Here is a 25,606-nt window from a genome sequence, read left to right on the forward strand (position 1 = left end):
TCCCTGGCAAGTCAAGCTCCGGGCAGTGCTGCCAGCAGGCGCTCCACCGAACGGCCCAGGTTCCACCGCTCGGCCAGCTCCGCCACCCGATCCGGATCGGCGGGCGCGGACGGCACCGCATCCGGCCCGGACTGCACCACCGGCGCGTCCACCGCGACCCGCACCACGGTCGGTGCGACAGCCAGGTAATCCGCGGCGTCGGACAGCCGCAGCCGGGTCTTCAACGGCACCCGCGAATCCCCGGCCGAGGCCGCGGCGACGAGTTCCTCCAGCGAACCGAACTGCGTGATCAGCTTCGCCGCGGTCTTCTCGCCGATCCCCGCCACGCCCGGCAGCCCGTCCGACGGGTCGCCGCGCAACGCGGCCATGTCCGCGTACGCGGGTCCGGCGTGCTCGGCCGGAACGCCGTACTTCTCGGCGATTTCCCGCTGCCCCAGCACTTCCGCCTTCGCCCAGCCCTTCCCGACGTACACCACCGACGTCGGCGTCGGCTCCTCGCGCACCAGCTGGAACAGGTCCCGGTCGCCGGTGATCACCTCGACCGGCGCGTCCTTCTCCCGCGTCGCGAGCGCGCCGATCACGTCGTCCGCCTCGTAGCCGTCCGCCTCCGCGACGGCGAACCCGAACGCCTCCAGCACTTCCAGGATGATCGGCACCTGCGGGGTCAGCGTGTCGGGCACCTCCTCGACGTCCGCCCCGCCGTCCCCGGGCTCCGCGACCCGGTGCGCCTTGTAGCTCGGCAGCAGATCGGTGCGGAACTTCGGCCGCCAGTCCGCGTCGAGACAGGCGACCAGCCGCGCCGGACGGCGGTCGGTGAGGATGCGCGCGATCGTGTCGGTGAACCCGCGCACGGCGTTGACCGGCGTCCCGTCGGGCGCGGTCATCGAATCGGGCAGCGCGTAGAACGAGCGGAAGTAGAGGCTCGCGGAATCGAGGAGGGCGAGTGGTCCGGTCACCCGCACAGCCTGCCACGTCCGGCCCGGATCGCCCCGAAAGCGGCGCCGGGCGCGTCCGCTCCCGCGAAGGCCGAAGCCCGTGAAGGACTCCTTGAGGGAATCAGATTCCCCCAAGGAGTCCTTCACGGACGGTGCCCACACGCGGCTTCGGCGAGGTGGCCGGGGCGGCACGCCGGTTCGGGAGGACGGGCGGGCCGCGCCGCGACGCCGGTACTAGGCTCGGCGTCATGTCGAGCCGATCCCTCCACACGCCCGCTCCCGACGCCGCCGCGCTCCGCGCCCGTCTCGACCGCGCCGCGAAAGCGGCCGCCGCCGCGAACACCGACGCGCTGCTCGTCGCGCCCGGTTCGGACCTGCGGTACCTGCTCGGCCAGGCGGGCGGTTCGTTCGAGCGGCTGACCACTCTCGTCGTGCCCGCCGACGGCACCCCCGCGCTCGTCGTGCCGAAGCTCGAGGCCCCCGGCTACGCCGGCGTGCCCACCGACGACCTCGGCGTCGACGTGCTCACCTGGGTCGACGGCGACGACCCCTACCGGCTCGTCGCCGACCGGCTCGGCAAGCCCGGCCGGATCGCGGTCAGCGACTTCACCCCGGCGCTGCACGTGCTCGCCCTGCGCGCCGCGTTCGGCGACGCCGAGCAGACCCTCGCCGGCCCGATCGTGCGCGAACTGCGGATGCGCAAGGACGCCGCCGAGATCGACGCCCTCCGCAAGGCGGGCGCGGCGATCGACCGCGTGCACGCGCGGATGGGCGAATGGCTGCGCGCCGGCCGCACCGAAGCCGAGGTCGGCGCGGACATCACCGCCGCCATCGTCGAAGAGGGCCACACGCACGCCGACTTCGTCATCGTCGGCTCCGGCCCCAACGGCGCCAGCCCGCACCACGACGTGTCCGAGCGCGTCATCGAACGCGGCGACGTCGTCGTGATCGACATCGGCGGACCGGTGCCCGAGGGCTACAACTCCGACTCCACCCGCACCTACTCGATCGGCGAACCCCGCGACGCCGACGTCGCCGAGACCTACGCCGTGCTGCAGCGCGCGCAGCAGGCCGCCGTCGACGCGGTCCGCCCCGGAGCCACCGCCGAGAGCATCGACCAGGCCGCGCGCGACGTCATCGACGCCGCCGGATTCGGCGAGTACTTCATCCACCGCACCGGCCACGGCATCGGCCTCGACGTGCACGAAGAGCCCTACATCATCAAGGGCAACGCCCTGCCGCTCGAGGCGGGCATGGCCTTCAGCGTCGAGCCCGGCATCTACCAGCCCGGCCGCTGGGGCGCCCGGATCGAGGACATCGTGCTCGTCACCGACTCGGGCGTCGAGCCGGTGAACACCCGGCCGCACGAACTGGTCGTGCTGGACGCATGAGCGCAGCCTTCCGGCGAACCATCGCCGCCGCCCGACCGGCCCGTGCGCGACTCCTCGCGGAGGTGGCGGCATGAGCGGACCGCTGGAACCGCTCGACCAGGCGATCGTGCAGGAGCTCGCCGCCGACGGACGGCGCAGCTTCACCGACCTCGCCGAACGGGTCGGGCTGTCGGTCTCGGCGGTGCACCAGCGGGTGCGCCGCCTCGAACAGCGCGGCGTCATCCTCGGCTACACCGCCCGGCTCGACGGCGAGCAGATCGGCCTCCCGCTCACCGCGCTGATCTCGCTCACCCCGAACGACCCGGCCGCGCCCGACGACTACCCGCAGCGGATCCAGCACATCACCGAGATCGAGTCCTGCTACTCGGTGGCCGGCGACGAGTCCTACATCCTGCTGGTCCGCGTCGCCTCGCCGCTCGGCCTCGAAGACCTGCTCCGGCGGATCCGCGAGGCCGCGAAGGTGTCCACCCGGACGACGGTCGTGCTGTCCACGCCGTTCGAGGGCCGGTCGCCGACGTTGTGAGAGCTTCCGGAGCGGTGGGAGTGGTACGGTAAAAGGTATGGCAACACGTAAGGTGACACTCTCGCTCGACACCGGTGCGCTCGAGTACGCCGAGCGGGCCGCGAAAGCACACGGGATCTCGGTCTCGTCCTGGCTGTCCAAGGCGGCTCGGCGCGAGGCGGTCCGGACTGGGTATACCCCGCAGCGGGCTCCGGTCGCCCCTGCCGCTTCGTCGGCGGAAGCGGATGAGGCGGAGCGGGCGGCTGCGGAGAAGGAGATGCGTGCGCAGGGGTGAGGTTTGGACTTACCACCCGCCTACTGATCCTGCTCGGCAGCGGACTGTCGTTTTGCTGTCTTCGGACGGGGTGAACGAGTCGGAGCGGCCTTGGTTGCTCGGGACTGAGTTGTTGGATCGGGATCCGCAGGACATTCTCGGGGTTGCGGTGGATGCCCGGTATTGGGTGTCCACGTTGAATCTCACGCGGTTGTATCGGCCTTGGCTGGCGGAGCGGATCGCGGAGGTTGACGGGGAGGTTCAGGAGCAGATCGATGTGGCTTTGAGGGCTGCGTTGGATTTGTGAGTTCTCGTTTTTCGGCTCGTCGCCTGGCGGCGACATTGCGCCCAGATGGTTGCGTGGGGCACCCCGAAGCTTGATTGTGATGACGGACGGCGGGTGCTTGTCAAGGCGGGAAAGATGCCTTGACAAGCACCCGCCGTCCGCATTTGGGCTTCGTATCGGGGTGCGGGGGAGGGCTGGGTGCTTCGCTCGTTGGGTGCATTGGCTGCGGTTTTCGGGCGCGCGGGGTGGGTGCGTGGTTGCGATGGGGTGTGCGGGCGGCGGTTGGGGTTGGCGTTAGCGCCCCAATGTGGCATTGGGTGCGTGGGACGCACCGAACGCCACATTGGGTGCGTCAGATGCACCCAATGCCACATTGGGGCGCATCCCTGGCGGGGCGGCGGAGCGGACGGGCCGTGAAGGGCTCCTTGAGGGAATCTAGGTCCGTGAAGGGGTCCCTCACGTACGCCGCCGGAGGGTCGTGAGGGGAACCCTGAGGGAATCAGAGTCAATGAGGGTGGCCCTCACGCAAACGCAGGAGGGGGAGGGTCAGCTCACGGGTTCGGGGATGGCATGGAGTTTTCCGTCTGGGCCTGCCAGGCAGGAGGCGTTTCCTCGTTGCGTCGTGAGGAAGTCCGTGAGGCAGTCGGCGATGGCGGCGTGTCCTGCGGCGTTGGGGTGGAAGGATTCCTGCAGTGCGTGCGTCGCCCGGTCGACTTGGGTCAGGTCGTTCAGGTGCAAAGTCAGGCGGGTGAACCATTCCGTGGCCGGGTTCGGGCCGCCGGAGCAGGCTTCGTGGTTTTCGCCTGCTCGGGCCAGATCCAGGAAACGGGCGCCGGATTGGGTGGCTGCTTGTTTGATTCCTGCGGACAGGGTGCTGATTCCCGTGGTCGAAATCCACTGGAGGTCGTCGGTGCGGAAGGGGCAGCCGTTGAGGCTTTGCAGGTCTGCTGGGATGTCCGGGCCGACCGGGGTGGCGTAGGACTGGAGCACCAGCTGGTAGTCCGCGGGGACGTAACCGGCGTTGGCCAGTACCTTTTTCACGTCGCCTACTGCGTTTGCGACCTTCGGGACCATGGCGTCCACTTTGGACTTCCAGCTTTGCTTCAGTGCGACGTTGCAGGACGGGCCGTCGGCGGAGAACCAGGCCTTGAAGCATTCGCTGACTTGGGCGGAGAACTTCGGGTCGTCGTTCGCGCCCACTGCGATGACCACCGCGGCTACCCGGTGGTCTTTCACCACGTCGGCCAGTTGGGCGGCTTGCGAGCGTTCGCCCCACTGTTTGGCGTCGCCCAGGGCGACTTGGGCGGCGGGGGCGCCGGAGCAGGCCAGGTTGACCCGGGCGGTGATGCCGGGGATGCGGACCTTCTGCACGAAGGCCGCCGACGAGCGGTGGCACCAGTCGCCGTTTCTGCCGTCGGTGTCGGGGCTGTAGGCGCCGGCGCCTTCGCCCGATACGGTGCTGTCGCCCATCGACACGATGGTCAGCGGGCCGCGGCCGGGCGGGCCCTGGCGCGGAAAAGGCTGTCCTGGCCTGCTCTCGGTGCCGAAAAAGACGAAGAAGCCCACGAGCACAGCTACGCAGGCGAGGACCAGCGCCCCCCACCACCACCGGAATCGTCGCATCGCTCGCCAAGTCTAGCGAGAACCCGGACGGCCTCGTCAGGGTCGGCAGGGGGTGCGACGCGGGTCACCGGGCGGCGAGCGTCCACTGTGGACTTCAAGGGGCTATTCGCCCGCCCAGAGCGGGGGCTTGCGGTGGGTCCACGGGGCGGCCTGTTCCAGCTGTCCGGCCAGGCGGAACAGCAGGTCTTCGCGGCCGAACGCGGCGGTGAACTGCATGCCGATCGGGAGTCCTTCGTCCTCGGCCAGCGGGACGGACATCGACGGAACCCCTGAAACGTTCGCGGCCGCGGTGTAGGGGGAGCGGTCCAGGAGGCGGTCCAGCCAGCCGAGGCCGTCCAGTTTGTCCGCGTCTTCGCCGTACACGCCCAGCGGGACCGGCGGCTCGGGCAGCGTGGGGGACAGGAGCAGGTCGTAGCGGGCGAAGTGGCGGGCGAAGGTTCGCGACACCTGGTTGCGGATCGCCAGGGCGCGGACGAACTCGTCGGCGGTGACCCGGCGGCCGTAGCGGTAGCTGGCGAGGGTGACCGGTTCCAGGGTGGTTTCGTCGACCGGGCGGCCGGTCGCGGCGGCGATGCCGTCGATCCACGGGGTCAGGTTCGCGGTCCACATCCGGGCGTTGCCGAGGACGAATTCCTCCCAGGAGACGCCTAGGGCCAGTTGCGTCTCTTCGACTTCGTGGCCCAGGGATTCCAGCAGGCGCATCGTCGCGGACAGGGCGGCGGAGACCGGTTCGGTCGGCTGGCGGCCGCCCCAGGGCTGGCGCAGGACTGCGATCCGGAGGCGGCCTGGATCCGTCGCGACCTCCGCGGCGTAGGGGCGCTCGGGGCGCGGGGCGAAGTACGGGTCGCCGGGTTCGGGGCCTTCGATCAGGTCCAGCAGGACGGCGCTGTCGCGGACGCTCCGGCTCAGGCTGCCTTGCACGGCCAGGCCGCTGAACACCTCGTCGGCGCCGGGGCCGTGCGAAATCCGGCCGCGGGTCGGCTTCAGGCCGAACAATCCGTTGCTGGAAGCGGGAACTCGGATGGAACCCGCGGCGTCGGTGGCGTGGGCGAGAGGGACGATTCCGGCGGCGACCGCCGCGCCGGAACCGCCGCTGGAGCCGCCTGCGCTTCGGTCAGGGGACCACGGGTTGCGGGTCGCGCCGTAGAACTCCGGTTCGGTGGTGGTGCTGTAGGCCATTTCCGGCGTGGTGGTGCGGCCGATGGTCACCAGACCGGCTTCGCGGAAGCGGCGCATCAGGAACGAGTCTTCGGGCGACACGGCACCGGCGGCCAGGCGGCTGCCCAGTTCGCTGCGTTTGCCTGCCATGGTGACGCCGAGGTCCTTGATCAGGAACGGCACGCCTGCCAAGGGTGCGGAGCCGGGGGCGTCCTCGGGCGGCCAGGTTTCCACTACGGCGTTGATCTGCGGGTTCACCGCTTCGACCGCCCGGGCGGCCGTGTCGGCGACCTCGGCCGCGGTCACCTCGCCGCGGGCGATCAGCTCTGCCAGGCCGACCGCGTCGCAGCTCGTGTATTCGGAGATTTTCACCAGCACGTCCTTCGCGAGACTCATCAGTATTAAGTGATACCGAGCGGTATCACCGGAGACGGTTGTGTACCGTAGCCGGGACGAACCGCATTGCCAACCCCCGTGGGAAGGACCGATGACGAGCACCTCCGCCCGGCGGCCGACGCGGGTCGCGACCTTGCCGCCTCGCGAGCGGATCCTCGACGCGGCCGAGGAGCTGTTCCTCAACGAGGGCGTCGTGCGGGTCGGGGTCCAGGCGATCGCGGACCGCGCCGGGACCACGAAGATGGCGATCTACCGGCACTTCGGCACCAAGGACGCGCTGATCGCGGAATGGCTGCGGATCGTCGTGCACGACTACTCGGCCGCCTTCGACGCGGCCGAACAGGCGCATCCGGACGATTACGCGGAGCAGATCCGCGCGGTGGGGCGGTTCATCGTCGACGGGCTGCCCGATTTTTCCCATCGCGGCTGCCCGTTCACGAACTCGGTCGCCGAACTGCCCGATCCGGACCATCCCGCGCGGCGGCTGATCAGCGAGCACAAGACCCGCCAGTTCGGCCGGCTCCGGGCGATGTGCGCGGGGCTCGGGCTGCCCGACCCGGAGCTCGGCGCGGCGGAGCTGACGTTCGCGATGGAGGGGGCGCAGATCGCGGTGCAGAACGGCGGCGTCGAGAACGTCGGCGCGCACCTGACGAAGATCGTCGAGGGCGTGATCAGTCGCGGGAAGCCGGGCTGAGAGCGGCGCGTTTTCGGTGCAGCAGAAGGCGTTCCGCCTCGTTCGAGACCAGCCGGAGAGCGGCGTCGTAGGACTCGACGGCTTCGCCGGTCCGGCCCAGACGGGCCAGCAGATCGGCTCGGACCGCGTGGAAAAGGTGCCGGTCGCCGAGGTCCAGACCGTCCACAATGGTCAGTGCGGCGGCCGGGCCTTCGACCTCGGCGACCGCGACGGCGCGGTTCAGCGCGACGATCGGGGTCGGAGCAAGAGCGAGCAGTTGGTCGTAGAGGGCGAGGATCTGCACCCAGTCGGTGCCGTCGCTGTGCACGGCGTTGATCGCGGCCTGGATCTGGTACGGGCCCGGGCGGTCGAGCCGCAGGCAGCGGCGGACGAGGTCCTGGCCTTCGGCGATCAGCGTCCAGTCCCAGCGAGCGCGGTCCTGCTCGGGCAGCAGCACGGGGATTCCGTCGGCGTCGACCCGGGCCGCGCGGCGTGATTCGGTGAGCAGCTGCAACGCGAGCAGGCCCAGTACTTCGGGTTCGTCGGGCAGCAGGGCGGCCAGGAGCCGGGTCAGGCGGATCGCTTCGGACGCCAGGTCCGGGCGGGTGAGGCCGGTGCCGCTGCTGGCGGTGTGGCCTTCGGTGAAGATCAGGTAGAGCACGGCGAGGACGGCGTCGAGCCGGGCCGGGAGGTCGGCCGCGTCGGGTACGCGGTAGGGGATTCGGGCGGCGCGGATTTTGGCTTTCGCGCGCACAAGCCGTTGCGCCAGCGTCGATTCCGGGACCAGGAAGGCGTGCGCGATCTCCGGGGTGGTGAGGCCGCCCAGCAGGCGCAGGGTGAGCGCGACCCGGGCGGCCGTGCCGAGAGCGGGGTGGCAGCAGGTGAAAATCAGCCGCAGCCGTTCGTCGGGCACCGCGCCCTCGTCGAACGGTTCGCTCGCGTGCAGGAGCGCGGCCTGCGCGTGGCGGTCGGCGCGGGTGGATTCGCGGCGGAGGCGGTCGATGCCGCGGTTGCGGGCAGTGGTGACGAGCCAGCCGGCGGGACTCGGCGGCAGGCCTTCCGCGCGCCATTTCACGGTGGCGATCGCGCAGGCCTCCTGGACGGCGTCCTCGGCGAGGTCCAGGTCGCCGAAGACCCGGGCCAGCACGGCGACCGCGCGGCCGTGCTCGGCGCGGAAGACCCGCTCGAGCACGGCCGCCGGGATCACTGGAACTCCCGGACTTCCACCGGCAGCGTGGTGATCTCCGAGATCCGCCGCGCCCACTCGGTCGCGGCCTCCGGGCCGGGCGCGGTCACGACGGTGAAGCCACCGAGGTGTTCCTTGCCCTCGGCGAACGGGCCGTCGGTGCACAGGACGCCGCCGCCGGACGCCCGGACCACCTTCGCGGCGGCCGCCGGACGCAGCCCGCCCGAGAACACCCAGACGCCTTTCGCCTTCATCTCGTCGGTCACCGCTTCGAGGCGCGCCGCGATGTCCGCCAGAACTTCGGGATCCGGGGTTCCGCCGTCGGGCTGGCAGATCCCGAGCAGGTACTGCGGCACGGCTCCTCCTCGGCTCAGCGTTGCCGGGCCGGCCGCACGATCATCTCGCTTACGTCCACGTCGGCCGGCTGGTCGAGAGCGTAGGCGATGGCGTCGCCGATCGCTTTCGGGTCGATGGCGTCCTTGCGGTAGATCCGCATGAACTCCTGCGTTTCCGGGTCGCTGATCGTGTCCGCCAGCTCCGAGGTCACGACGCCGGGGGAGACCGTGGTGACGCGGATCGACGGGTCGCATTCCAGCCGCAGGCCCTCGGTGATCGCCCGCGCCGCGTATTTCGTGCCGCAGTACACCGCCGCGGTCGGCGTGACCTGGTACGCGCCGATCGACGCGATGGTGACGAAGTGGCCCCGGCGCTGGCGGGTGAAGTGCGGCAACGCCGCGGCGATGCTGTGCAGCAGGCCCCGGACGTTGACGTCGATCATCCGGTCCCACTCCTCGACCAGCCCGGCGTCCAGCCGGGACAGCGGCATCACCCCGGCGTTCGCGACGAACGCGTCGATCTCGCCGTGGTCGCGCACCGCACGGTCGACGAACTCGGCGACGTCGGCCCGGTCGGTCACGTCGAGACGGTGGACCTCGATCCCGTCCGCGCTGGCGGCGAGCCGCGCGAGCCGGTCTTCGCGGCGCGCACCGGCGACCACGCGCCAGCCGTCCGCGGCGAGTCTGCGGGCGGTGGCCTCGCCGATTCCGCTGCTGGCACCGGTGATCAGGACAGTCTTGTTCATGCGGATTCCTTCGGGAAGTCGGCGGACAGGGTGACATCGCGCCAGTCGTCGAACGTCTTGCGGAGGGTGTCGAGGCGCGCGGTGGCGATGTCGTAGGCGGCTTGGCCGAGCAGCAGGCGGAGCGGCGGTTCGGCGGAGGCGACGGCGTCGATGACGGCCGTCGCGGCTCGGTCCGGGTCGCCGGGCTGCTTGCCGTAGGTGGCGAGCGTCGAGGTGCGGCGCGCGCCCGCGGTGCCGGCGTAGTCGTCGATGCGGATCGCGGATTCCCGCATGGACGGGCCCGACCAGTTGGTGCGGAACGCGGCCGGTTCGACGATCGTGACGCCGATGCCGAGCGGACCGACCTCCGCGGCGAGCGATTCGCTGAAGCCTTCGACGGCGAACTTGGTCGCGTGGTAGTAACCGGTCGCGCCGAAGGCGGCCAGTCCGCCGAGCGACGAGACCGAGACGATGCGCCCGCTGCGGCGGGCCCGCATTCCGGGCAGGACGGCGCGGGTGAGCGCCATCAGGCCGAATACGTTCGCCTCGAACAACGCGCGGATCTCGGCGTCTTCGCCCTCTTCGACGGCGGCGAGGTAGCCGTAGCCGGCGTTGTTGACGAGGACGTCGATCTGGCCGAAGACACGGTGTGCCTCGGCGACCGCTTCGGTGATCTGCTGCTGATCGGTCATGTCGAGCGCGACCGCCAGTGCACGTCCCGGATGCGCGGCGACGAGGTCCGCGACACGTTCGGGATCGCGGGCCGTGACGACCGCGCGCAGGCCGCGTTCGAGAACGGCGGTCGCGAGTGCGCGGCCGAGGCCGGTGGAACACCCGGTGATCAACCAGACGGGTGCATTGTTTTCAGACATGGCTCTGCCCCTGAAGGAATTCGATAATTGCGGAAAATGCGTCAGCGGTGCGGGCGGTCGCCGGCGGCGAGACTGCCGAGCAGCCCCAGCGCGGCCTCCGACGGACTGCCCGGATCCGCTTGGTACACCACGAGTTGCTGGCCGGGAGCGCTGTTCACGGTCATCGATTCGTAGTGCAGGGTGAGCATTCCGACCAGCGGATGCCGGAACCGTTTCGATTCGTGCGTTTTCTGCCGGAGCTCGTGGCGCGCCCACAACCGGCGGAAATCGGCGCTCTTGAGCGACAGTTCGCCGACCGCCTCGATCAAGAGCGGATCGTCCAGATCGGTGCCCGCCGCCGACCGCAGTCCGCCGACCGTGTTCACCGCGACCCGCTCCCAATCCGGGTAGAAATCGCGGGCGTCGGGGTCGAGGAACGCGAGCCGCAGCAGGTCGCCGCTGTGCTCGTGGCCGGCGAACAGCGCTTCGCCGAGCAGATTCGACGCGAGCACGGTCATGCACCGCCCGAGCACGACTGCGGGAGTCTGCGGCCACGCGTCCATCAGCTGCACCAGCCGCGGACTGACGCGTTCCTTGGCGGGCCGTCGCTTAGGCCGCTTCGGCCGGGCCAGCGAATGCAGGTGGGCGAGCGCCTCGTCGTCGAGTTGCAGCGCCCGGCCGAGCGCGTCGACGACCTGCGCGGACGGGGTGCGCTCGCGGCCCTGTTCGAGCCGCACGTAGTAGTCGGTGCTCACCCCGGCAAGCTGCGCGACCTCCTCCCGGCGCAGGCCGCTGACCCGCCGCCGGGTGTCGGCGAGCAGCTCCGCGTCCGCCGGGACGGTGGTGCCGCGCCGGGCCCGCAGGAACTCGCCGAGGAGGTTGCTGTCGCTCATGCACCCAGGCTAGATCGCGCACGGCGGCCGCGGGGCACGGAAAGGGGGTGTGGTTCTCCCACCCTGTGCGGTACCCCTCGGCGCAGTGGTTCAAACCTTTCCGGCTGCGCTCTGCCCGCGCGCACCGCCGCCGCGGAACCGGCAGGCAGACTGTTTTGACTGGTCAACGGCGCGAGCGGAGCCTGCTGAGACCACCCCCTCCACCGGAAAGGCGAACCCATGCGCCGAACCCCGCTGATCCTGGCCGCCGTCGCCGCCGTGTCGATGGCCGCCGCGCCCGCGCAGGCAGCCGAAACCTGGACCACGGTGTTCGAGGACACCTTCGACGGCCCGGCAGGCACCGGTCTCGACCCGCAGAACTGGCTCTACGACAAGGGAACCGGCTACCCCGGCGGCGCCGCGAACTGGGGCACCGGCGAGATCGAAACGTCCACCGACTCGACCGACAACGTCTACCACGACGGGGCCGGGCACCTGGTGATCAAGCCGCTGCGCGACGCGAACGGCGCGTGGACGTCCGGCCGGATCGAAACCCAGCGCACCGACTTCGGCGCGCCGGCGGGCGGGCAGATGGAAATGAGCGCGACGATCCAGCAGCCGAATCCGGAGCACGGTCTCGGCTACTGGCCCGCGTTCTGGGCGATGGGCGCGGACGCGCGGCCGGTCGGCGCGACGAACTGGCCGAGCATCGGCGAACTGGACATCATGGAGAACGTGAACGCGCTGGACAAGCATTCCAGCACGTTCCACTGTGGACAGTGGGCGGGGGAGTGCCACGACCCGGACGGGATCAGCAGCGACCTGCAGGACTGCGCCGGCTGCAAGACCGGTTACCACACGTATTCGGTGGTGGTGGACCGCCGGGACGCGGCCGCGGAGGAACTGCGGTTTTCCTTGGACGGCAAGGAAACTTTCGCGGTGAAGCAGAACCAGGTGTCCGACGCCACCTGGAAGGCCGCGGTGGACCACGGGTTCTTCGCGATCTTCGACGTGGCGATCGGCGGGTCCTATCCGAACAAGGTGTGCGGATGCACCAGCCCGGGAGCGGACATCACGCCGGGGGCGGGGATGAGCATCGACGCGTTTTCGGTGAAGGTCAGCGAAAGCTGATTTTCGGCCACGGATCGATCCGGACGCGGCCGAACCGCGGCGTCGACCACCCGACGCGCTCGGCCGCGTCCGGATCGGTGAACACCAGGACCGACTCGTCGAACCGGCAGAACCGCAGCCTTGCTGCGTACTCCACCAGTTCGCCCGCGACCAGCACCAGCGGCCTGCCGCCGACGCGCAGACCGACTTCGGCGAGCACGCCTCCTTCAGCGAAGACCACGACGTCCTCGACCGGGCCGGTCGGCAGTTCGCTCAGCGCCGTCCAGCGGTAGATGCCGTCCCACAACTCGCGGTTCGCGAAGCGGGGGTCCGCCCGGCGGTGCGGCCACAGCCCGAAAAGGTCGTCGTCTTGGTAGGTGCCGATCATCAGCGCGCGGCCGTCGTCCAAGTGCGCCTGCGCGCCCCACAACTGCAGACAGGGCACCGAGGGGTCGGTGAACTGGGGGTCGCCGTCCGGTCCCTCCTCCCACAACGCCATTTCCACGCCGGCCCACGACTCGATGCTCCTGCCGCGCAGCGAATCGAAATCCTGCGCCCGCTCGACCAGCCACTCGGTGTGCGTCACGGCACAAGTATCCCGAAGAAGTCCGTGCTCAGTGCCTCTCTGGACTACCGCTCTTGCCCTCCCGGCCAGGCCGCCGCGTGCCGCGGGCGGTCGCGGGTGCGGATAGGTACCGTGATCACCGCAGCAGCGGGAAGAGGGGAACTAAGTGAGCAATCCATTGGTCGCGCCGGTGAAGGAGACCTCGGCGGTGGCCGGGGTCCCGTTGCTGGAGGACGCCACCGGGCTCAAGGAGGCGATCGAGAGCAAGAACTGGGCCGCGGTCGCGATCGGGGCCGTCGGCACCGCGATCGACGTGCTCACCGCGGTCATGGACCCGTTCGGCGCGATCTTCGCCGCGGGCGTCGGCTGGCTGATGGAGCACGTCGGCCCGCTCAAGGAAGCTCTCGACGCGCTCACCGGCAACGCCGACCAGATCAGTTCCCAGGCCCAGACCTGGACCAACGTCGCCAAGGAACTCGAAGGCGTCTCCGCCGAACTCGGCGAGCTGGTCAAGAAAGACCTCGAGAGCTGGCAGGGCGACGCCGCCGACAGCTACCGCAAGCGGGCCGAGGACACCTCCGCGCTGATCGCCAGCGCCCAGAAAGGGTCCGAGGGCGCGGCGAGCGGGGTCAAGACCGCGGGCGAGGTGGTCGCGGCGGTGCGGTCGCTGGTCCGCGACACCATCGCCGACCTCGTCGGGCACCTCATCTCGTGGGCGCTGCAGGTCCTGCTCACCGCGGGGATCGGGATGGCCTGGGTCGGCCCGCAGGTCGCCGCGGCCGTCGCGAAGACCGCGTCCCGGATCACCCAGATCACCACCAAGCTGGTCAAGGCTCTCAAGGCGCTCATCCCGCTGCTGAAGAAAGCCGGGACGCTGTTCGAGGACGCGGGCAAGGCGCTGAAGGGGCTCAAGGGCGGCAAGAACGCCCCGGCTCCGAAGCCCAAGGACATCAACGTCAAATCCGAGGGCGGCGGCACCCGGTCGCATCCCGGCGGCGACGACAGCACGCACACGTCCGGAGCCGGAGGCGGCGGAGGACACCAAGGCAACACCGGCAATACCGGCAACACCCACCCCAGCGGCTCGGAAGGCGGCGGGCACGAAGGCGGCCAAGGCGGCGGCGGGTCGCACGAGTCCGGCGGCAACGAGGTGCATCCCTCCTCGACGCAGCAGCCCAGGGGCAACCAGAGCCAGAACCCGGCCGAACACCACACGGACCCCAACGAGATCAAGGGCTGCGGCGACCCGATCGACGTCGCCACCGGCGCGGTGTACCTGGTCCAGGAAGACCTGAACCTGCCCGGAGTGCTGCCCCTGACCGTCGAACGCACCCACCGCTCGACCTACCGCTCCGGCGGATTCTTCGGCCCCACCTGGTCCTCGACGCTGGACGAACGCCTGGAGGTCGGCGACGACGGCCTGCACTACGCCGCCCCGAACGGCGTGCTCGTGCGCTTCCCCTTCCCGCAAGGCATCGAGGCCGTCGCCACCGACGACGGGCCTTACCTCGCGCTGCGCCGGGTGACCACCGGGTTCATCGTCGGCGACCCGCAGAGCAGCGTCATCCGCCACTTCACCGGCGAACCCGGCGACCGCGTCCTGCGGCTGCACGCCCTGGCCGACAGCTCGGGCAACCGGATCGACTTCCGCTACGAGGACGGCGTGCCGGTCGCCATGGAGCACTCCGGCGGCTACCGCGTGACGGTCGAATCGGCGGACGGCCTGGTCACCGCGCTGCGCGTGCCGGACGCGCCGGTGGCGGTCCGGGAATACCGCTACGACTCCGCCCGGCGGCTGACCGAGGTCGTCGACGCGGTCGGCACCTCGCACAAATTCCGCTACGACGCCGACGGCCGGATGGTGCGCTGGGACGACGTCAACGGCCGCTGGTACAGCTACCACTACGACAGCGACGGCCGGTGCGTGCGCGCCCAGGGCGACGGCGGCTACCTCGACACCGAACTGTCCTACGAAAACCTCGTCACCACGGTCACCGACTCGCTCGGCTCGGTCACCCGCTACCAGCTCAACGAGCAGCTGAAGGTCGTCGCCGAAACCGACCCGCTCGGCAACACCTCGACCACCGAGTACGACGAGTTCGGCCGGGTCGTCGCCAGGACCGACGCGCTCGGCCACGTCACCCGCTGGGAGTTCGACGAGGTCGGCAACGTCGCCGCAGTGACGCGGCCGGACGGCTCCCGGCTGGTCAACGAGTACGACGAGCGGGGCCTGCCGGTCTCTACCACCGGACCCGCGGGCGACGTCTGGCGTTACGAGTACGACGAACAAGGCAGCCTGGTCAAGGAAACCGACCCGGCGGGCGGGGTCACCGCCTACACCTACCACCCGGACACCGGCGCGATCGCGACGCGGACCGACGCGCTCGGCGGCGTCACCCGGTTCGAGTCCGACGCGGCCGGCCTGCCCACGAAGATCACCGCCCCCGACGGCGCGGTGACCCGCTACTCCTACGACGCGCTCGGCGCGATCACCTCGATCACCGGCCCGACCGGCGCGTCCGTGGAACGGGTGCGCGACGCGGCGGGCAACCTGGTGCAGCAGCGCAACGCCGACGGCACGGTCAGCAAGTTCGGCTTCAAAGCCGCGGGCAACGTCGAGGAGTCGGTCGACCCGCGCGGCGGCGTGCACCGCGTCGAGTACGGCGCGTTCGGCCTGCCGCTGTCCGCGCAGGACCCCGACGGCGGCGTCCGGCGGTTCGGCTACGACACCGAACTGCGGCTGACCACGGTCACGAACGAACGCGGCCTGGTCTGGCGCTACGAGTACGACCAGGCAGGCCGGGTCGCGGCGGAAACCGACTACAACGGCCGGGTCCTGCGCTACGGCTACGACGCGGCGGGCCGGCTCGTGCGCCGGGTCAACGCGGCCGGGCAGGCGATCGACATCGAGTACGACGCGCTCGGCCGGCTCGTGCGGCGCACCGCCGCCGACGACGTCGCCGAATTCGCCTACGACCACGACGGCCGGATGGTGCTGGCGCGCAACGGCGAGACCGAGGTCCGCTTCGAGTACGACGCGCTCGGACAGCTGGTGTCCGAGTCGATCAACGGCCGCGTAGTGCGGTCGGAGTTCGACGCGCTCGGCAGGCGGGTCGGCCGCCGAACGCCCACCGGCGCGGAATCGTCGTTCGGCTACGACTCCGCGGACCGCCCGACCGCGGTCACCACCGCGGGCCGCACCCTGCGGTTCGAATACGACGCCGCCGGACAGGAAACGGTGCGCCGCCTCTTCGCCGGGACCGCGCCGGTGGCGGAGCTGCGGCAGGACTGGACCTCGACCGGGCTGCTGCGCGGGCAGACCGTGCTGCGCGGCGCGGCCACCGTGCAGCAGCGCGACTACCGCTACCTGCCCGACGGAAACCTGTACACGACCGGAGACCTGCTGTCCGGGCCGCGCGCGTTCGAGGTCGGCGCGGGCGGACGGGTCACCGCGGTCCGCGGCCCGAAATGGCAGGAGAGCTACCGCTACGACGCGGCCGGCGCGGTCGCCGAAGCCGGCTGGCCGGGCGACCCGGCCGCGGCGGGCCCCCGCGCCTACCGCGGCACGCTCATCGAGTCCGCCGGCGAAACCCGCTACACCCACGACGCCGAGGGCCGCGTCGTGACGCGGGAACGCCGCGGGCAGCGGTGGGAATACCAGTGGAACTCTGCGAGCAGGCTGACCGGCGTGCGCACCCCGGACGGCACGGTCTGGCGCTACCGCTACGACGCGCTCGGCAGGCGCGTCGCCAAGCAGCGCCTCGACCCGGCGGGCGCGGTGGCCGAGCAGATCGAATTCGCCTGGGACCACTACCGGCCCGCCGAGCAGGTGCACAGCGCGCCCGGCCGCCCGCAGGTCGCGACCGTGTGGGACTGGCTGCCCGACTCCGACCGGGTGCTCGCGCAGACCGAGCGGAAGCTCGGCGAACGCGTCGACGAACGCTTCCACGCCATCGTCACCGACCTGGTCGGCGCGCCCGCCGAACTCGTCGACAGCGCCGGCGCGCTCGCCGGGCACCAGCGCACCTCGCTCTGGGGCGCGGTCGTGTCCGAAGGCGGGAACGCGCGCACCCCGCTGCGTTTCCCCGGCCAGTACTACGACCCGGAAACCGGGCTGCACTACAACATGCACCGCTACTACGACCCGGAAACCGGCCGCTACCTCTCGCACGACCCGCTCGGCCTCAACCCGTCCCCGGACTCGCAGGCCTACGTGGACAACCCGACCGCGATGATCGACCCGCTCGGCCTCAACCCGCTGCCGACCGGGCCGTGCCCCAAGAAGCTGAAGGAAATGGAGGAGCAGCAGGCCGGCAACAAGCGCAAACGCGACGACGACGCCGCGCCCGACGCGCCCCCGGCCAAGAAAGCGTCCACCGAACCGTCGAATCCGCCCGGCACCTACGGCGACCGCAACCCCGAAGCGGCCCGCGTGGGGAAGAACCACGGCTACCAGTTCGACGGGCACCGGACCAACCAGCACGAGCACGTCGGCGTCCACCAGGCCGCCGCGGACAACGGCAGCGGCCTCCCGCGGAAGCGTTCCGACGAAACGGACCTCGAGCACGCGGCCTACAGCTACACCGAAACCCACGACCTGCACCGCAAGCACCCGGGCACCGGGAGCGGCAACCGGATGCACACCTCCGGCTTCACCAGCGGGAAAGCGCACGACGAACACCAGCTGAGCTACGCCTACGCGCAGCGGCGGGCCTACGAGCGCAAGGACACGTCGGACCTGCTGCAGCTCAACCAGATGGGCTACGCGCACATGGACGGCAAGTACACCCGGCCGACCTATCAGGTGCCGGGCCGCCAGCCGCACAACACCTATCTGAGCCCGCAGGAAAAGGTCTACCACGGCGACGACCCGAACCACGTCCACCATCCGGATTTCCACGACCCGAAACACGGCATCCACACCTACGGGAACAAAACCAAACCGGTCCCCGGCGAGCATTACCCGGACGGTTCCGAAGTGCGGCACCGGATCGAGAACACCGACAAGCAACGGGAGGATTCGGCCGCCGCTTACAAACAGCGGGCCGAGGACGCGAAGGCCGAACAGGAACGCCGCGACTACCTCGCCGAGCACCGCAGCGAAATCGAAAACGGCAACGACGCCAAGCTCAAAAAGGACCTCAGCGACTTCGACGAGGAGCAGAAGTACCTGCGCGGGTCCAAGGACTCCTACCAGCACATGGTCGACGAGATGTACGGCACCGGCAAGGGCATGCCGTACAACCCCGCTCCGGGCACCAAGGAGTACGACGACATGGTCAAGAACGGGGAGTCCTTCGCGCGCACCGACCCGCTCACCGCGGGCGGCCGGGCCGAGGCGCATCTGGCCTACGAACAGCGTCAGACCGGCCAATACCCCCAGGGAACCGCCGACGAACTGCTCGACAAATGGGGATTCCAGGCCCCGAAGGACAAGAACGACCCGACGTGGCAGCGGTGGCAGAACGGCGATTACGACCCGCCGGAGCTGCGCAAATACGACGGCGAGACACCCATTTCCGCCGAGAAGCGCGCGGAGATGAAGGAAATGGAGGAAAGGGCGATCGCGCAGCGGATGCGGACCCTGGACCTGGACCGGAGCGAGGGCAGGAGCTGACGCGTTTTCCGGCGCGGGATCAGCCCGCGCCGGAAAGATCCGTCGTCTCGGCCAGCCGGGTCGCCACGTCCAGCAGCGCGGCCGGGCGCGGGCCGTCCGCGCGCCACACCACGACCGTGTGCGCGGTTTCGCCCTCCAGCGGCACGAACACCACCCCGGTGCGGCGCAGGCTGTGCGCTGAGCCCGCCAGCCGCGTCACGCCGACCCCGGCCGCGACCAGCCCCAGCAGGCCCTGCACGGTCGCGGTGCGCTGCACGACGTCCGGAGTGAATCCGGCCGCGGCGAAATCGGCGTCGTACTTGCGGTGCCAGGGGCCCCACGACGCGCGCGGCGTCAGCACCCACGGCTCGTCCGCGAGGTCGGCCAGGCGCAGCGTCGGACGGTCGGCCAGGCGATGGCCCGAGGGCAGGACCGCGCAGACCTGCTCGGTCAGCAGGACGTGCGTCGCCAGACCGTCGACCAGCGGCGGACGAGTGAAACCGGCGTCGAAGCGGCCGTCGAAGACCCCGTCGACGAGCTCCGCGATCGAGACTTCCGCGGTCGTGACGGTCAGCTCCGGAAGCTGCTCCCGCACCGCGCGCACGACCGGCGGGAGCAGGTAATTCGCCGTACTGGCAAGGAAACCCAGCCGCAGCGCGCCGATCTCGCCGCGGACCGCGCGAGCGACCGTCGCCACCGCGGCGTCGGCACGGGCGAGCACCGCGCGCGCTTCGGGCAGGAACAGTTCGCCGACCGGGGTGAGCCGGGTGCCGCGGGCGTCGCGGTCGAAGAGCTGCGCGCCGAGCTGGCGTTCCAGCACGGAAATCTGCTGCGACAGCGACTGCTGCGCGATGTGCAGAGCCGCGGCCGCACGCGTGAAGCTCGTCGTCTCGGCGACGGCGACGAAGTAGCGCAGCTGCCGCAGCTCCGGGGTCACAGGCTGAGACTGTAGCCCGCCAGCGAACCGGTGTTGGCGGACCCCGGCAGGCACACGCCACGATCGGAGGCGGAAGAACCACTGGAGGGACTGCTCAATGACCGAGGAAACCGACGGCCGCGTCTGGCTGATCACCGGGTGCTCGAGCGGCTTCGGCCGCGAACTCGCCCAGGCCGCGCTGGCCGCGGGGGACCGGGTTCTCGCGACCGCACGCGACCCGGAGACGCTCGCCGACCTCGCCGAGGCGGGCGGGGACCGGGTGCGCACCGCCGCGCTGGACGTCACCGACCCGGCCCGGATCGACGCCGCCGTGCGGACCGCGCTGGACGAGTTCGGCCGGATCGACGTGCTGGTCAACAACGCCGGCCACGGTTCGGTCGGCGCCGTCGAGGAACTGACGATGCCCGAACTGCGCGCGGTGCTGGAGGTGATGTTCTTCGGCGCTGTCGCGATGACCAAGGCCGTCGTCCCGCTGCTGCGGGAACAGGGGAGCGGCACGATCGTGCAGATGAGTTCGATGGGCGGACTGCTCGCGCCGCCCGCGTTCGGGGCCTACTGCGCGGCGAAATTCGCCCTGGAGGGCCTGTCCGAGGCGCTCGCGGCGGAGGTCGAACCGCTCGGGGTCAAGGTGCTGATCGTGGAGCCGGGCGCGTTCCGGACGTTGTTCGGCGGCGCCGCGATGCACCGCTCCCGCAAGATCGACGCCTACGCCGAATCGACCGCCGCCACCCGAGCCGCGATCGAGGGGATGGACGGAACGCAGCCCGGTGATCCGGCGAAGGCGGCAGCAGCGATCTTGCAGGCGGTGGACGCGCCCGACGCGCCGCTGCGGCTCGCGCTCGGCGGCGATGCGGTGGACGCGATCCGCGGCAAAATCGGTGCGCTGACTCAGGATCTCGACTCCTGGGAGAAGGCCAGCCGAGCCACCGCGCTGGACTGAGACGCGGGGTTTCGGTCCGTGAAGGACTCCTTGGGGGAATCAGATTCCCGCAAGGAGCCCTTCACGGACGCAGGGACCCGGTCGAGTCACGGATAATTCGGGACGTTGACCGGCTTGGTGCCGTCCGGGGTCACGTCGCCCGTGTCGTTCACGACGTGGGTGATCGTGCCGCGGTGGTTCAGCGACACCGTGAGCAGGCTGTGCAGCTTCACCCCGCCGTTCTGCGGCACCTCGAACGCGTGATAGCTCGAAACCGCCGGGTTGGTGTCGAAGAAGCAGTAACTGCCCAAGCCCCACGCCTCGTGCGACGTCACGTCCGGGCCGACCTTGTACGCGGCGTACCCGGCGGTGCCGGGCGCGGAGTTCCACGAGGCCTGATCCGGGACGTCGTAAGGCATTTCGTTCTGGAAGAAGATCGTCTTTCCGTTCTGGCCGTTCCACACCACCTGGAACTTCTGGTAATGCTCCACGAACAGCCCGGTCGCGGTCACGTTGTCGCCGTTGACGAGCACTCCGGTGTCGGCGGTGTTCGTGGTCCAGCCGACCGTGCCGCTGTTGCCGTGGTCGGCGCGCCACGCCCAGACATGGTCGACGATGGTGTTGTCGCTGTTCACCACGAGACTGTTGGTCGCCTTGCCTGCCAGATCGCCGCCGACGCGGAAGAACACGTCCTGCAGCGACGTCGGATTCGCCGCGTGGCTCGTGTGCTTCCCGCTTTCGCCGACGGTCAGCAGCGCCTGCGAATTCTGCGTGCCCGCGTCGAACAGCAGGCCCTTCACCCGCACACCGTCCACATCGGACACGTGCATCGCGTCGACGCCGTTGTCCGGGACCAGCGTCGGGTAACCGATGCCGAGCACCGTCGTGCCCGGGCGGGTCACGTTCAGCGTCTGGTCGAGGTGGTACGCGCCGGGGGTGAAGAACAGGTTGCAGCCGGCGTCGAGGGAGCTGTTGATGCTCTCCGCGGTGTCGCCGGGCTTCACGACGCGGAACTGGCTCATCGGGACGGAATCGCCGGGCGTGCCGCCGTTCGCCCAGCTCGGCCCGGACGCGTTCGTGCGCAGGGACGGCAGGAAGACGCGGTAGTTGCCGCCGTTGTCCACGTACAGGTACGGCACGTCGCGCGAGACCGGCGTGGTGTCGAGCGTCGTTTCCGGCGGGTTCGGGAACGAATTGGCGGGCGCGCCGGTGGTCCCGGAGAAGACCATGTTCCACACGCCGCCGTCCCAGCTGCCCAGCGCCGAATCCCGCGTGTACCACTGCTGTTGCGACACCGACGCGGCCTGCCCGGACACGCGGGTGTCGGCGACGTAGCCGCCGCTCGCGTACCCGTAGCTGGCCGGGAACAGCTGCAGCCCGCCCTTGATGTCCATCCGGCGGAACGGCGCGGCCTGCGACACCGCCCACCGGTCGCTGCCGCTGGAAGGCGTGACGGCCATGTTCTCCGCCGAACGCCAGAAGTTCTGCAGCGCGGAGCCCTGGTCGGACTCGTTGAAGGCGTCCACGGTGATGTCGCCGTTGATCTGGACGTCGTCCGGGTTCTGGCCGAGCCCGGCGACGGAGGTGTAGAAGCCGACGTTGTCGTGCACCGCGTAGGCGCCCGGCTTGAACAGGTGCGCGACGCGGCCCGAGCCGAACTGCGCGGTCTGGGTGTCCTTCTGCGCCTCGAAGTCCTTGTCCAGCTGGGCCTGGATGGTCGCGGAGGGCATTCCCGGGTCGAAAATGTGCACGTTCGGCCCGAAGTCCGGCTGATCGGACTGGCCGGTGCAGCCCGCCTGCCCGGACGCTGGGGCCGCGGCGGCGGGGACGGCGATCCCGGCCGCGGCGAGCAGCGCCAGCGCGATCAGTGCTGGTCCGCGGGATCGGGACGGCCGCCCGGGTGGTCGATGAGTCCGGTTCACGTGGGGACACCTCCGCCGGTAGGGAAATTGCCAACCAGTTTGTGGTCGGCCACAACAAATTAAACGCCCAGCTCGGCACCGCCGGTCACAACTCGGTCACAGTTGTCTGGACCACTGGCGGGATTCCGGCTATCGGAAACTCGTTCACGTCCGGGTGACGCAGCCAGCCTCGCGCCGCGTTGTGCCCCACGATGGGCCGTGGACCTGCCGCCGTGAAGATCGGAGTCTCGGTGACCCGGACAGCAACGGACAACCCCTGGCGGCTCGGCTTGGCCGCCGTCGTGTCGGTCGTGGCGCTGGCGTGCGGCGTCGCGACTGCCGGACCGGCCGCCGCCGCGGACTACTCGAAGGCCGGCGAGAACGTTGCCGGTTCACAAATTCTGCGGCACGAGGGCGTGCAAAGCGGGAGCCCGCGGTTCGACCCGGCGACCGGGCAGACCCTCGGCCACGACGTGAGCGGGCACCAGGGCGCGGTCGACTGGGGCCAGGCCGCGGGCGCGGGCGCGCGGTTCGCCTACGTCAAGGCGACCGAGGGCACCGGGTTCGTCAGCCCGCAGTTCGACCAGCAATACCACGGCGCGCACAACGCGGGCCTGATCCGCGGCGCGTACCACTTCGCCCGCCCGGACGTCTCCAGCGGCGCACAGCAAGCCGACTACTTCATCGCCCACGGCGGCGCGTGGCGCGGCGACGGCACTACGTTGCCGGGCGCGCTGGACATCGAATACAACCCCTACGGCGACGCCTGCTACGGCAAGAGCCAGGCGGACATGACCGCGTGGATCGCCGACTTCACCCACCGGTACCTGGCGAAACAGCGCCGCAGCGCGATCATCTACACCTCGACGTCGTGGTGGAAGCTCTGCACCGGCAACGCGGGCGGGTTCGGCGACACCAACCCGCTGTGGCTCGCCCGGTACGCCCCGCAGATCGGCGAACTCCCGGCGGGCTGGGACAAGCAGAGCATCTGGCAGTTCTCGCGCACCGGCAGCCTGCCCGGCGACCAGAACTACTACAACGGCCCGATGAACCGCGTGCAGGCGCTCGCCAGGGGAGGCGGTTCGTCGGCGTGATCGCCTGAAAAGCCGTACCGGCGGGGGTGCGGCCGGTGTTGGATCACCGGGTGACTTTCGCGATCGGACTCTTCGACCTCTTCACCTACGCGATCCCGGGCGCCCTGCACCTGGTGGTCCTGGCCTACCTCGCCGGACGGCTGCACTGGATCGACCTCGCCGCCGTCTCGCACGGCCCGGGCGTGGTGCTGGTGATCGGGATCGCGGTGGCCAGCTACCTGCTCGGATACCTGGCGTACCCGCTCGGCGCGCGGGCCGGGCGGTGGCTGCCGCGGCGGCGGAAGCGGAACCCGCGCGAGGAGTTCCTGCGCCGCAACCCTTCCGCGCGCGGCCAAGCGTTCGTCGAGGCGGATCCGTTCCTGCTGCTTTCGGCCCTGCAACTGCACGACGCCGACGCGGCCCTGGAGGCGACCCGGCTGCGCACCGCCGGGCTGATGCTGCGCAATTCCAGCCCGGCGATGGCGTTCGGGTTCGTTGCCGCGGTGGTCGAGCTGATCGTCGGGCCGCATCCGGTGTTCGCGGCGTGCGCGGCGGTCCTGTTCGCGGCGGCGTTTCCGGCGTTGGTCGCGCAGGGGAGGTTGCTGTCGTATTGGGCGAGTGTGAAGACGCTGGAGCTGAGTTTCTGGGTGCCGGAGGTGGAGGAGACGCTGGCGGCTAGGCAGAAGACGGAGTGATGGCGGCTTCGTGCCAGGCGACGTTGGCGCCGAGCGCAGCAGTGAGCCGGGAGATGGTCTCGCGGGTGCGCTGGTCGTTGACGTGCTCCGGAAGCCAGGCGCAGGCGAGGTAAGCGCCAGCGACGTCGGCGGACGCGTACGCAGCGGCGAGGCATTCTTCGATCCGGGCGAGGGAAGGGCCGGGACCGGACGGGAAGCGTGCGCCGCGGAGTTCGGCGCCGTCGATGACGTCGATGTCGAGGTGGAGGTAGACGGGAACCGGGCCTAGCTCGGCGAGTGCGGTGGTGATGGCGGCGGGGTCGGCGGGCACGCGGCGGACGCGGCTGGCGGTGAGCGCGTCGCGTTCGGCGGGGTCGAGGTCGCGGGCGTCGGCGAGCACGACACTGGTGTCGGGGACGGGGCGCAGGCCGAGCGGGTCGTCGAACAGGCCCTCGGTGCGGCCGGTGAGCATCGCCAGTGCCATGCCGCCGATGTAACCGCTGGTGGAGATCTCGGGGGTGTTGAAGTCGCCGTGCGCGTCGAGCCACAGGACGGCGAGGTCGTGGTGGCGTCGCTGCAGCGCGGCCACCGCGGCGCGGCTCGTGGGGCAGTCGCCGGAGAGCACCAACGGCTTGGCGGTCCGGGCCACCGCGTCGGCCGTCGCCTGGTGCAGCAGGTTCATCCGGGCGGGGACGGGCTCCGCGGGCAGGACCGGCGGGACGACCTGGGTCGCGGAGGCGGGCACGGGGAAGTCCGGGAGGTGCTGGTCGAGGTGCCAGGGCGTGACGATCAGGTCCCACAGGCCGTCGGGGTCAGCCACGAGGTTTCTCGCTTTCGTCGTGGTGGGCGAGCAAGTCGAGCAACCGCCCCAATTCGGCGGCGCCTGCTTGCAGATGTGCGGTGATTTCGGCTCTGGCTTCGCTCCGGGTGCCGTGCAGGGCGTCCAGCAACTGGCGGTGGTCGTCGGTGACGCGGCCGAGTTCGCGGCGCGAGCGTTCGGCCAGTGCGAGGGCGAGGCGTTGTTCTTGCTGGAGCTGCGCGTGGAAGCGGCACAGCCGGGGACTGCCGGTGGCGGTGACGAGGGTGGCGTGGAAGAGCCGGTCGCTGTCGAGCGCGGTGGCGGTGTCGTCGTGGTCGAAGGCTTGCTCGATCCGGGTGACCAGGTCGGCCAGCTGCCGGTAGATCTCCGGGTCGCGGTGCTCGGTGAGGGCGTCGGCCGCGGTGAGTTCGACGGACGTGCGGGCGGCGTAGATGTCGGCGACGTCCGGACCGGTGACGTCCGCGACGACGATGCCGCGGTTCATCCGGTACCGGACCAGTCCCTCGCTTTCGAGAGTCCGCGCGGCCTCGCGGAGGGTGCTGCGGGAGACCCCGAGTTCGGCGGCGAGCGCGGCCTCGCGCAGCGGAGTGCCTGGCGGCAGCCGAAGGGACAGGATCGCCTGCCGGACGGCTTCGGCCGCCTGCTCGGCGGTGCTGCGCCGCTGGATGTTCGCACCCAGGCCCTCGATCGTCATCAGTCCCCCTGCCCGCCTCGGTGTGCGCACCAGATTGCCAGATTGTCCGACAATCGGGCAAGGCTCGACGCATACGAAAAGTCCCGGCCGCGAACCGCGACCGGGACTTC

At 70.5% G+C, this 25,606-nt stretch carries 23 protein-coding genes; 10 read left to right on the forward strand and 13 right to left on the reverse strand.

Annotated features, from left to right (window positions below):
- Positions 1 to 11: 11 nt before the first annotated feature.
- The gene (locus WA670_RS23075; RefSeq protein ID WP_037806813.1) at positions 12 to 956 is read right to left on the reverse strand and encodes a 5'-3' exonuclease; all 945 of its coding nucleotides are present in this window, start codon (positions 954 to 956) and stop codon (positions 12 to 14) included.
- A gap of 227 nt (positions 957 to 1,183) precedes the next feature.
- Here WA670_RS23075 and WA670_RS23080 point away from each other — a divergent pair, with 227 nt between their 5' ends.
- The 4 genes from WA670_RS23080 (at position 1,184) to WA670_RS23095 (ending at position 3,409) form a co-directional block, all read left to right on the forward strand.
- Entirely contained in the window at positions 1,184 to 2,326 is a 1,143-nt protein-coding gene (locus WA670_RS23080) for a M24 family metallopeptidase (protein WP_037806449.1), read from the forward strand.
- A gap of 70 nt (positions 2,327 to 2,396) precedes the next feature.
- Positions 2,397 to 2,849, forward strand: a complete 453-nt coding sequence (locus WA670_RS23085) for an Lrp/AsnC family transcriptional regulator (RefSeq protein ID WP_009078207.1) — start codon at positions 2,397 to 2,399, stop codon at positions 2,847 to 2,849.
- 37 nt (positions 2,850 to 2,886) lie between these two features.
- Complete coding sequence (locus tag WA670_RS23090) at positions 2,887 to 3,123, forward strand: hypothetical protein (protein WP_037806448.1); 237 nt, start codon at positions 2,887 to 2,889, stop codon at positions 3,121 to 3,123.
- The gene (locus WA670_RS23095) at positions 3,110 to 3,409 is read left to right on the forward strand and encodes a hypothetical protein (RefSeq protein ID WP_037806447.1); all 300 of its coding nucleotides are present in this window, start codon (positions 3,110 to 3,112) and stop codon (positions 3,407 to 3,409) included. Before WA670_RS23090 ends, WA670_RS23095 begins: the two co-directional genes overlap by 14 nt.
- Positions 3,410 to 3,934: 525 nt before the next feature.
- On the opposite strand, the gene WA670_RS23100 is transcribed toward WA670_RS23095, so the two are convergent.
- Together WA670_RS23100 and WA670_RS23105 are read right to left on the reverse strand one after the other, a co-directional pair.
- Entirely contained in the window at positions 3,935 to 5,011 is a 1,077-nt protein-coding gene (locus WA670_RS23100) for a GDSL-type esterase/lipase family protein (protein WP_051728554.1), read from the reverse strand.
- A 102-nt stretch (positions 5,012 to 5,113) separates the two neighbouring features.
- A complete protein-coding gene (locus tag WA670_RS23105) occupies positions 5,114 to 6,565 on the reverse strand; it encodes an amidase (RefSeq protein ID WP_336158805.1) in 1,452 nt (483 codons plus the stop codon).
- Positions 6,566 to 6,656: 91 nt separating this feature from the next.
- Here WA670_RS23105 and WA670_RS23110 point away from each other — a divergent pair, with 91 nt between their 5' ends.
- On the forward strand, positions 6,657 to 7,259 hold the full coding sequence (locus tag WA670_RS23110) for a TetR/AcrR family transcriptional regulator (protein ID WP_275291069.1): 603 nt from the start codon (positions 6,657 to 6,659) through the stop codon (positions 7,257 to 7,259).
- Here the strand turns inward: WA670_RS23110 and WA670_RS23115 are convergent.
- From WA670_RS23115 to WA670_RS23135, 5 genes are read right to left on the reverse strand one after another with little or no spacing between them, the layout of a single operon-like run.
- A complete protein-coding gene (locus WA670_RS23115) occupies positions 7,237 to 8,445 on the reverse strand; it encodes an RNA polymerase sigma factor (RefSeq protein WP_336158806.1) in 1,209 nt (402 codons plus the stop codon). The genes WA670_RS23110 and WA670_RS23115 overlap by 23 nt on opposite strands.
- A complete protein-coding gene (locus WA670_RS23120; protein ID WP_336158807.1) occupies positions 8,442 to 8,780 on the reverse strand; it encodes a YciI family protein in 339 nt (112 codons plus the stop codon). Before WA670_RS23120 ends, WA670_RS23115 begins: the two co-directional genes overlap by 4 nt.
- Before the next feature lie 14 nt (positions 8,781 to 8,794).
- Entirely contained in the window at positions 8,795 to 9,505 is a 711-nt protein-coding gene (locus WA670_RS23125) for an SDR family oxidoreductase (RefSeq protein WP_275291065.1), read from the reverse strand.
- The gene (locus WA670_RS23130; protein ID WP_275291064.1) at positions 9,502 to 10,356 is read right to left on the reverse strand and encodes an oxidoreductase; all 855 of its coding nucleotides are present in this window, start codon (positions 10,354 to 10,356) and stop codon (positions 9,502 to 9,504) included. The genes WA670_RS23125 and WA670_RS23130 overlap by 4 nt, the downstream gene beginning before the upstream one ends.
- A 41-nt stretch (positions 10,357 to 10,397) precedes the next feature.
- Positions 10,398 to 11,228 carry a helix-turn-helix transcriptional regulator gene (locus WA670_RS23135; RefSeq protein ID WP_336158808.1) on the reverse strand — a complete coding sequence of 277 codons (831 nt, stop codon included), beginning with the start codon at positions 11,226 to 11,228 and terminating at the stop codon, positions 10,398 to 10,400.
- A gap of 219 nt (positions 11,229 to 11,447) precedes the next feature.
- On the opposite strand from WA670_RS23135, the gene WA670_RS23140 reads away from it, so the two are divergent.
- On the forward strand, positions 11,448 to 12,338 hold the full coding sequence (locus WA670_RS23140) for a glycoside hydrolase family 16 protein (protein ID WP_051171934.1): 891 nt from the start codon (positions 11,448 to 11,450) through the stop codon (positions 12,336 to 12,338).
- Here WA670_RS23140 and WA670_RS23145 read toward each other — a convergent pair.
- Positions 12,325 to 12,903 (reverse strand): hypothetical protein, encoded by a 579-nt coding sequence (locus WA670_RS23145; protein ID WP_134662951.1) that lies wholly within the window; start codon positions 12,901 to 12,903, stop codon positions 12,325 to 12,327. The two genes, WA670_RS23140 and WA670_RS23145, sit on opposite strands and share 14 nt — an antisense overlap.
- Positions 12,904 to 13,048: 145 nt before the next feature.
- On the opposite strand from WA670_RS23145, the gene WA670_RS23150 reads away from it, so the two are divergent.
- Positions 13,049 to 18,499 carry an RHS repeat-associated core domain-containing protein gene (locus WA670_RS23150; RefSeq protein ID WP_336158809.1) on the forward strand — a complete coding sequence of 1,817 codons (5,451 nt, stop codon included), beginning with the start codon at positions 13,049 to 13,051 and terminating at the stop codon, positions 18,497 to 18,499.
- A gap of 19 nt (positions 18,500 to 18,518) precedes the next feature.
- On the opposite strand, the gene WA670_RS23155 is transcribed toward WA670_RS23150, so the two are convergent.
- Complete coding sequence (locus WA670_RS23155; protein ID WP_336158810.1) at positions 18,519 to 19,415, reverse strand: LysR family transcriptional regulator; 897 nt, start codon at positions 19,413 to 19,415, stop codon at positions 18,519 to 18,521.
- 97 nt (positions 19,416 to 19,512) lie between these two features.
- Here WA670_RS23155 and WA670_RS23160 point away from each other — a divergent pair, with 97 nt between their 5' ends.
- Positions 19,513 to 20,355 carry an oxidoreductase gene (locus WA670_RS23160; protein ID WP_336158811.1) on the forward strand — a complete coding sequence of 281 codons (843 nt, stop codon included), beginning with the start codon at positions 19,513 to 19,515 and terminating at the stop codon, positions 20,353 to 20,355.
- Positions 20,356 to 20,441: 86 nt separating this feature from the next.
- Here WA670_RS23160 and WA670_RS23165 read toward each other — a convergent pair whose 3' ends face one another.
- Positions 20,442 to 22,256 (reverse strand): hypothetical protein, encoded by a 1,815-nt coding sequence (locus tag WA670_RS23165; protein WP_037806431.1) that lies wholly within the window; start codon positions 22,254 to 22,256, stop codon positions 20,442 to 20,444.
- Positions 22,257 to 22,486: 230 nt separating this feature from the next.
- Between WA670_RS23165 and WA670_RS23170 the strand changes: the two genes are divergently transcribed.
- The gene (locus tag WA670_RS23170) at positions 22,487 to 23,329 is read left to right on the forward strand and encodes a lysozyme (protein WP_051728577.1); all 843 of its coding nucleotides are present in this window, start codon (positions 22,487 to 22,489) and stop codon (positions 23,327 to 23,329) included.
- Between the two features lie 50 nt (positions 23,330 to 23,379).
- Complete coding sequence (locus WA670_RS23175) at positions 23,380 to 24,003, forward strand: hypothetical protein (protein WP_336158812.1); 624 nt, start codon at positions 23,380 to 23,382, stop codon at positions 24,001 to 24,003.
- Here WA670_RS23175 and WA670_RS23180 read toward each other — a convergent pair.
- Complete coding sequence (locus WA670_RS23180; RefSeq protein WP_336158813.1) at positions 23,984 to 24,802, reverse strand: arginase family protein; 819 nt, start codon at positions 24,800 to 24,802, stop codon at positions 23,984 to 23,986. The genes WA670_RS23175 and WA670_RS23180 overlap by 20 nt on opposite strands.
- Positions 24,795 to 25,496 (reverse strand): GntR family transcriptional regulator, encoded by a 702-nt coding sequence (locus tag WA670_RS23185; RefSeq protein WP_336158814.1) that lies wholly within the window; start codon positions 25,494 to 25,496, stop codon positions 24,795 to 24,797. The genes WA670_RS23180 and WA670_RS23185 overlap by 8 nt, the downstream gene beginning before the upstream one ends.
- Positions 25,497 to 25,606: the final 110 nt, after the last annotated feature.

The sequence above is a fragment of the Amycolatopsis sp. VC5-11 genome (genome assembly GCF_037034185.1).
Taxonomy (GTDB): domain Bacteria; phylum Actinomycetota; class Actinomycetes; order Mycobacteriales; family Pseudonocardiaceae; genus Amycolatopsis; species Amycolatopsis nivea.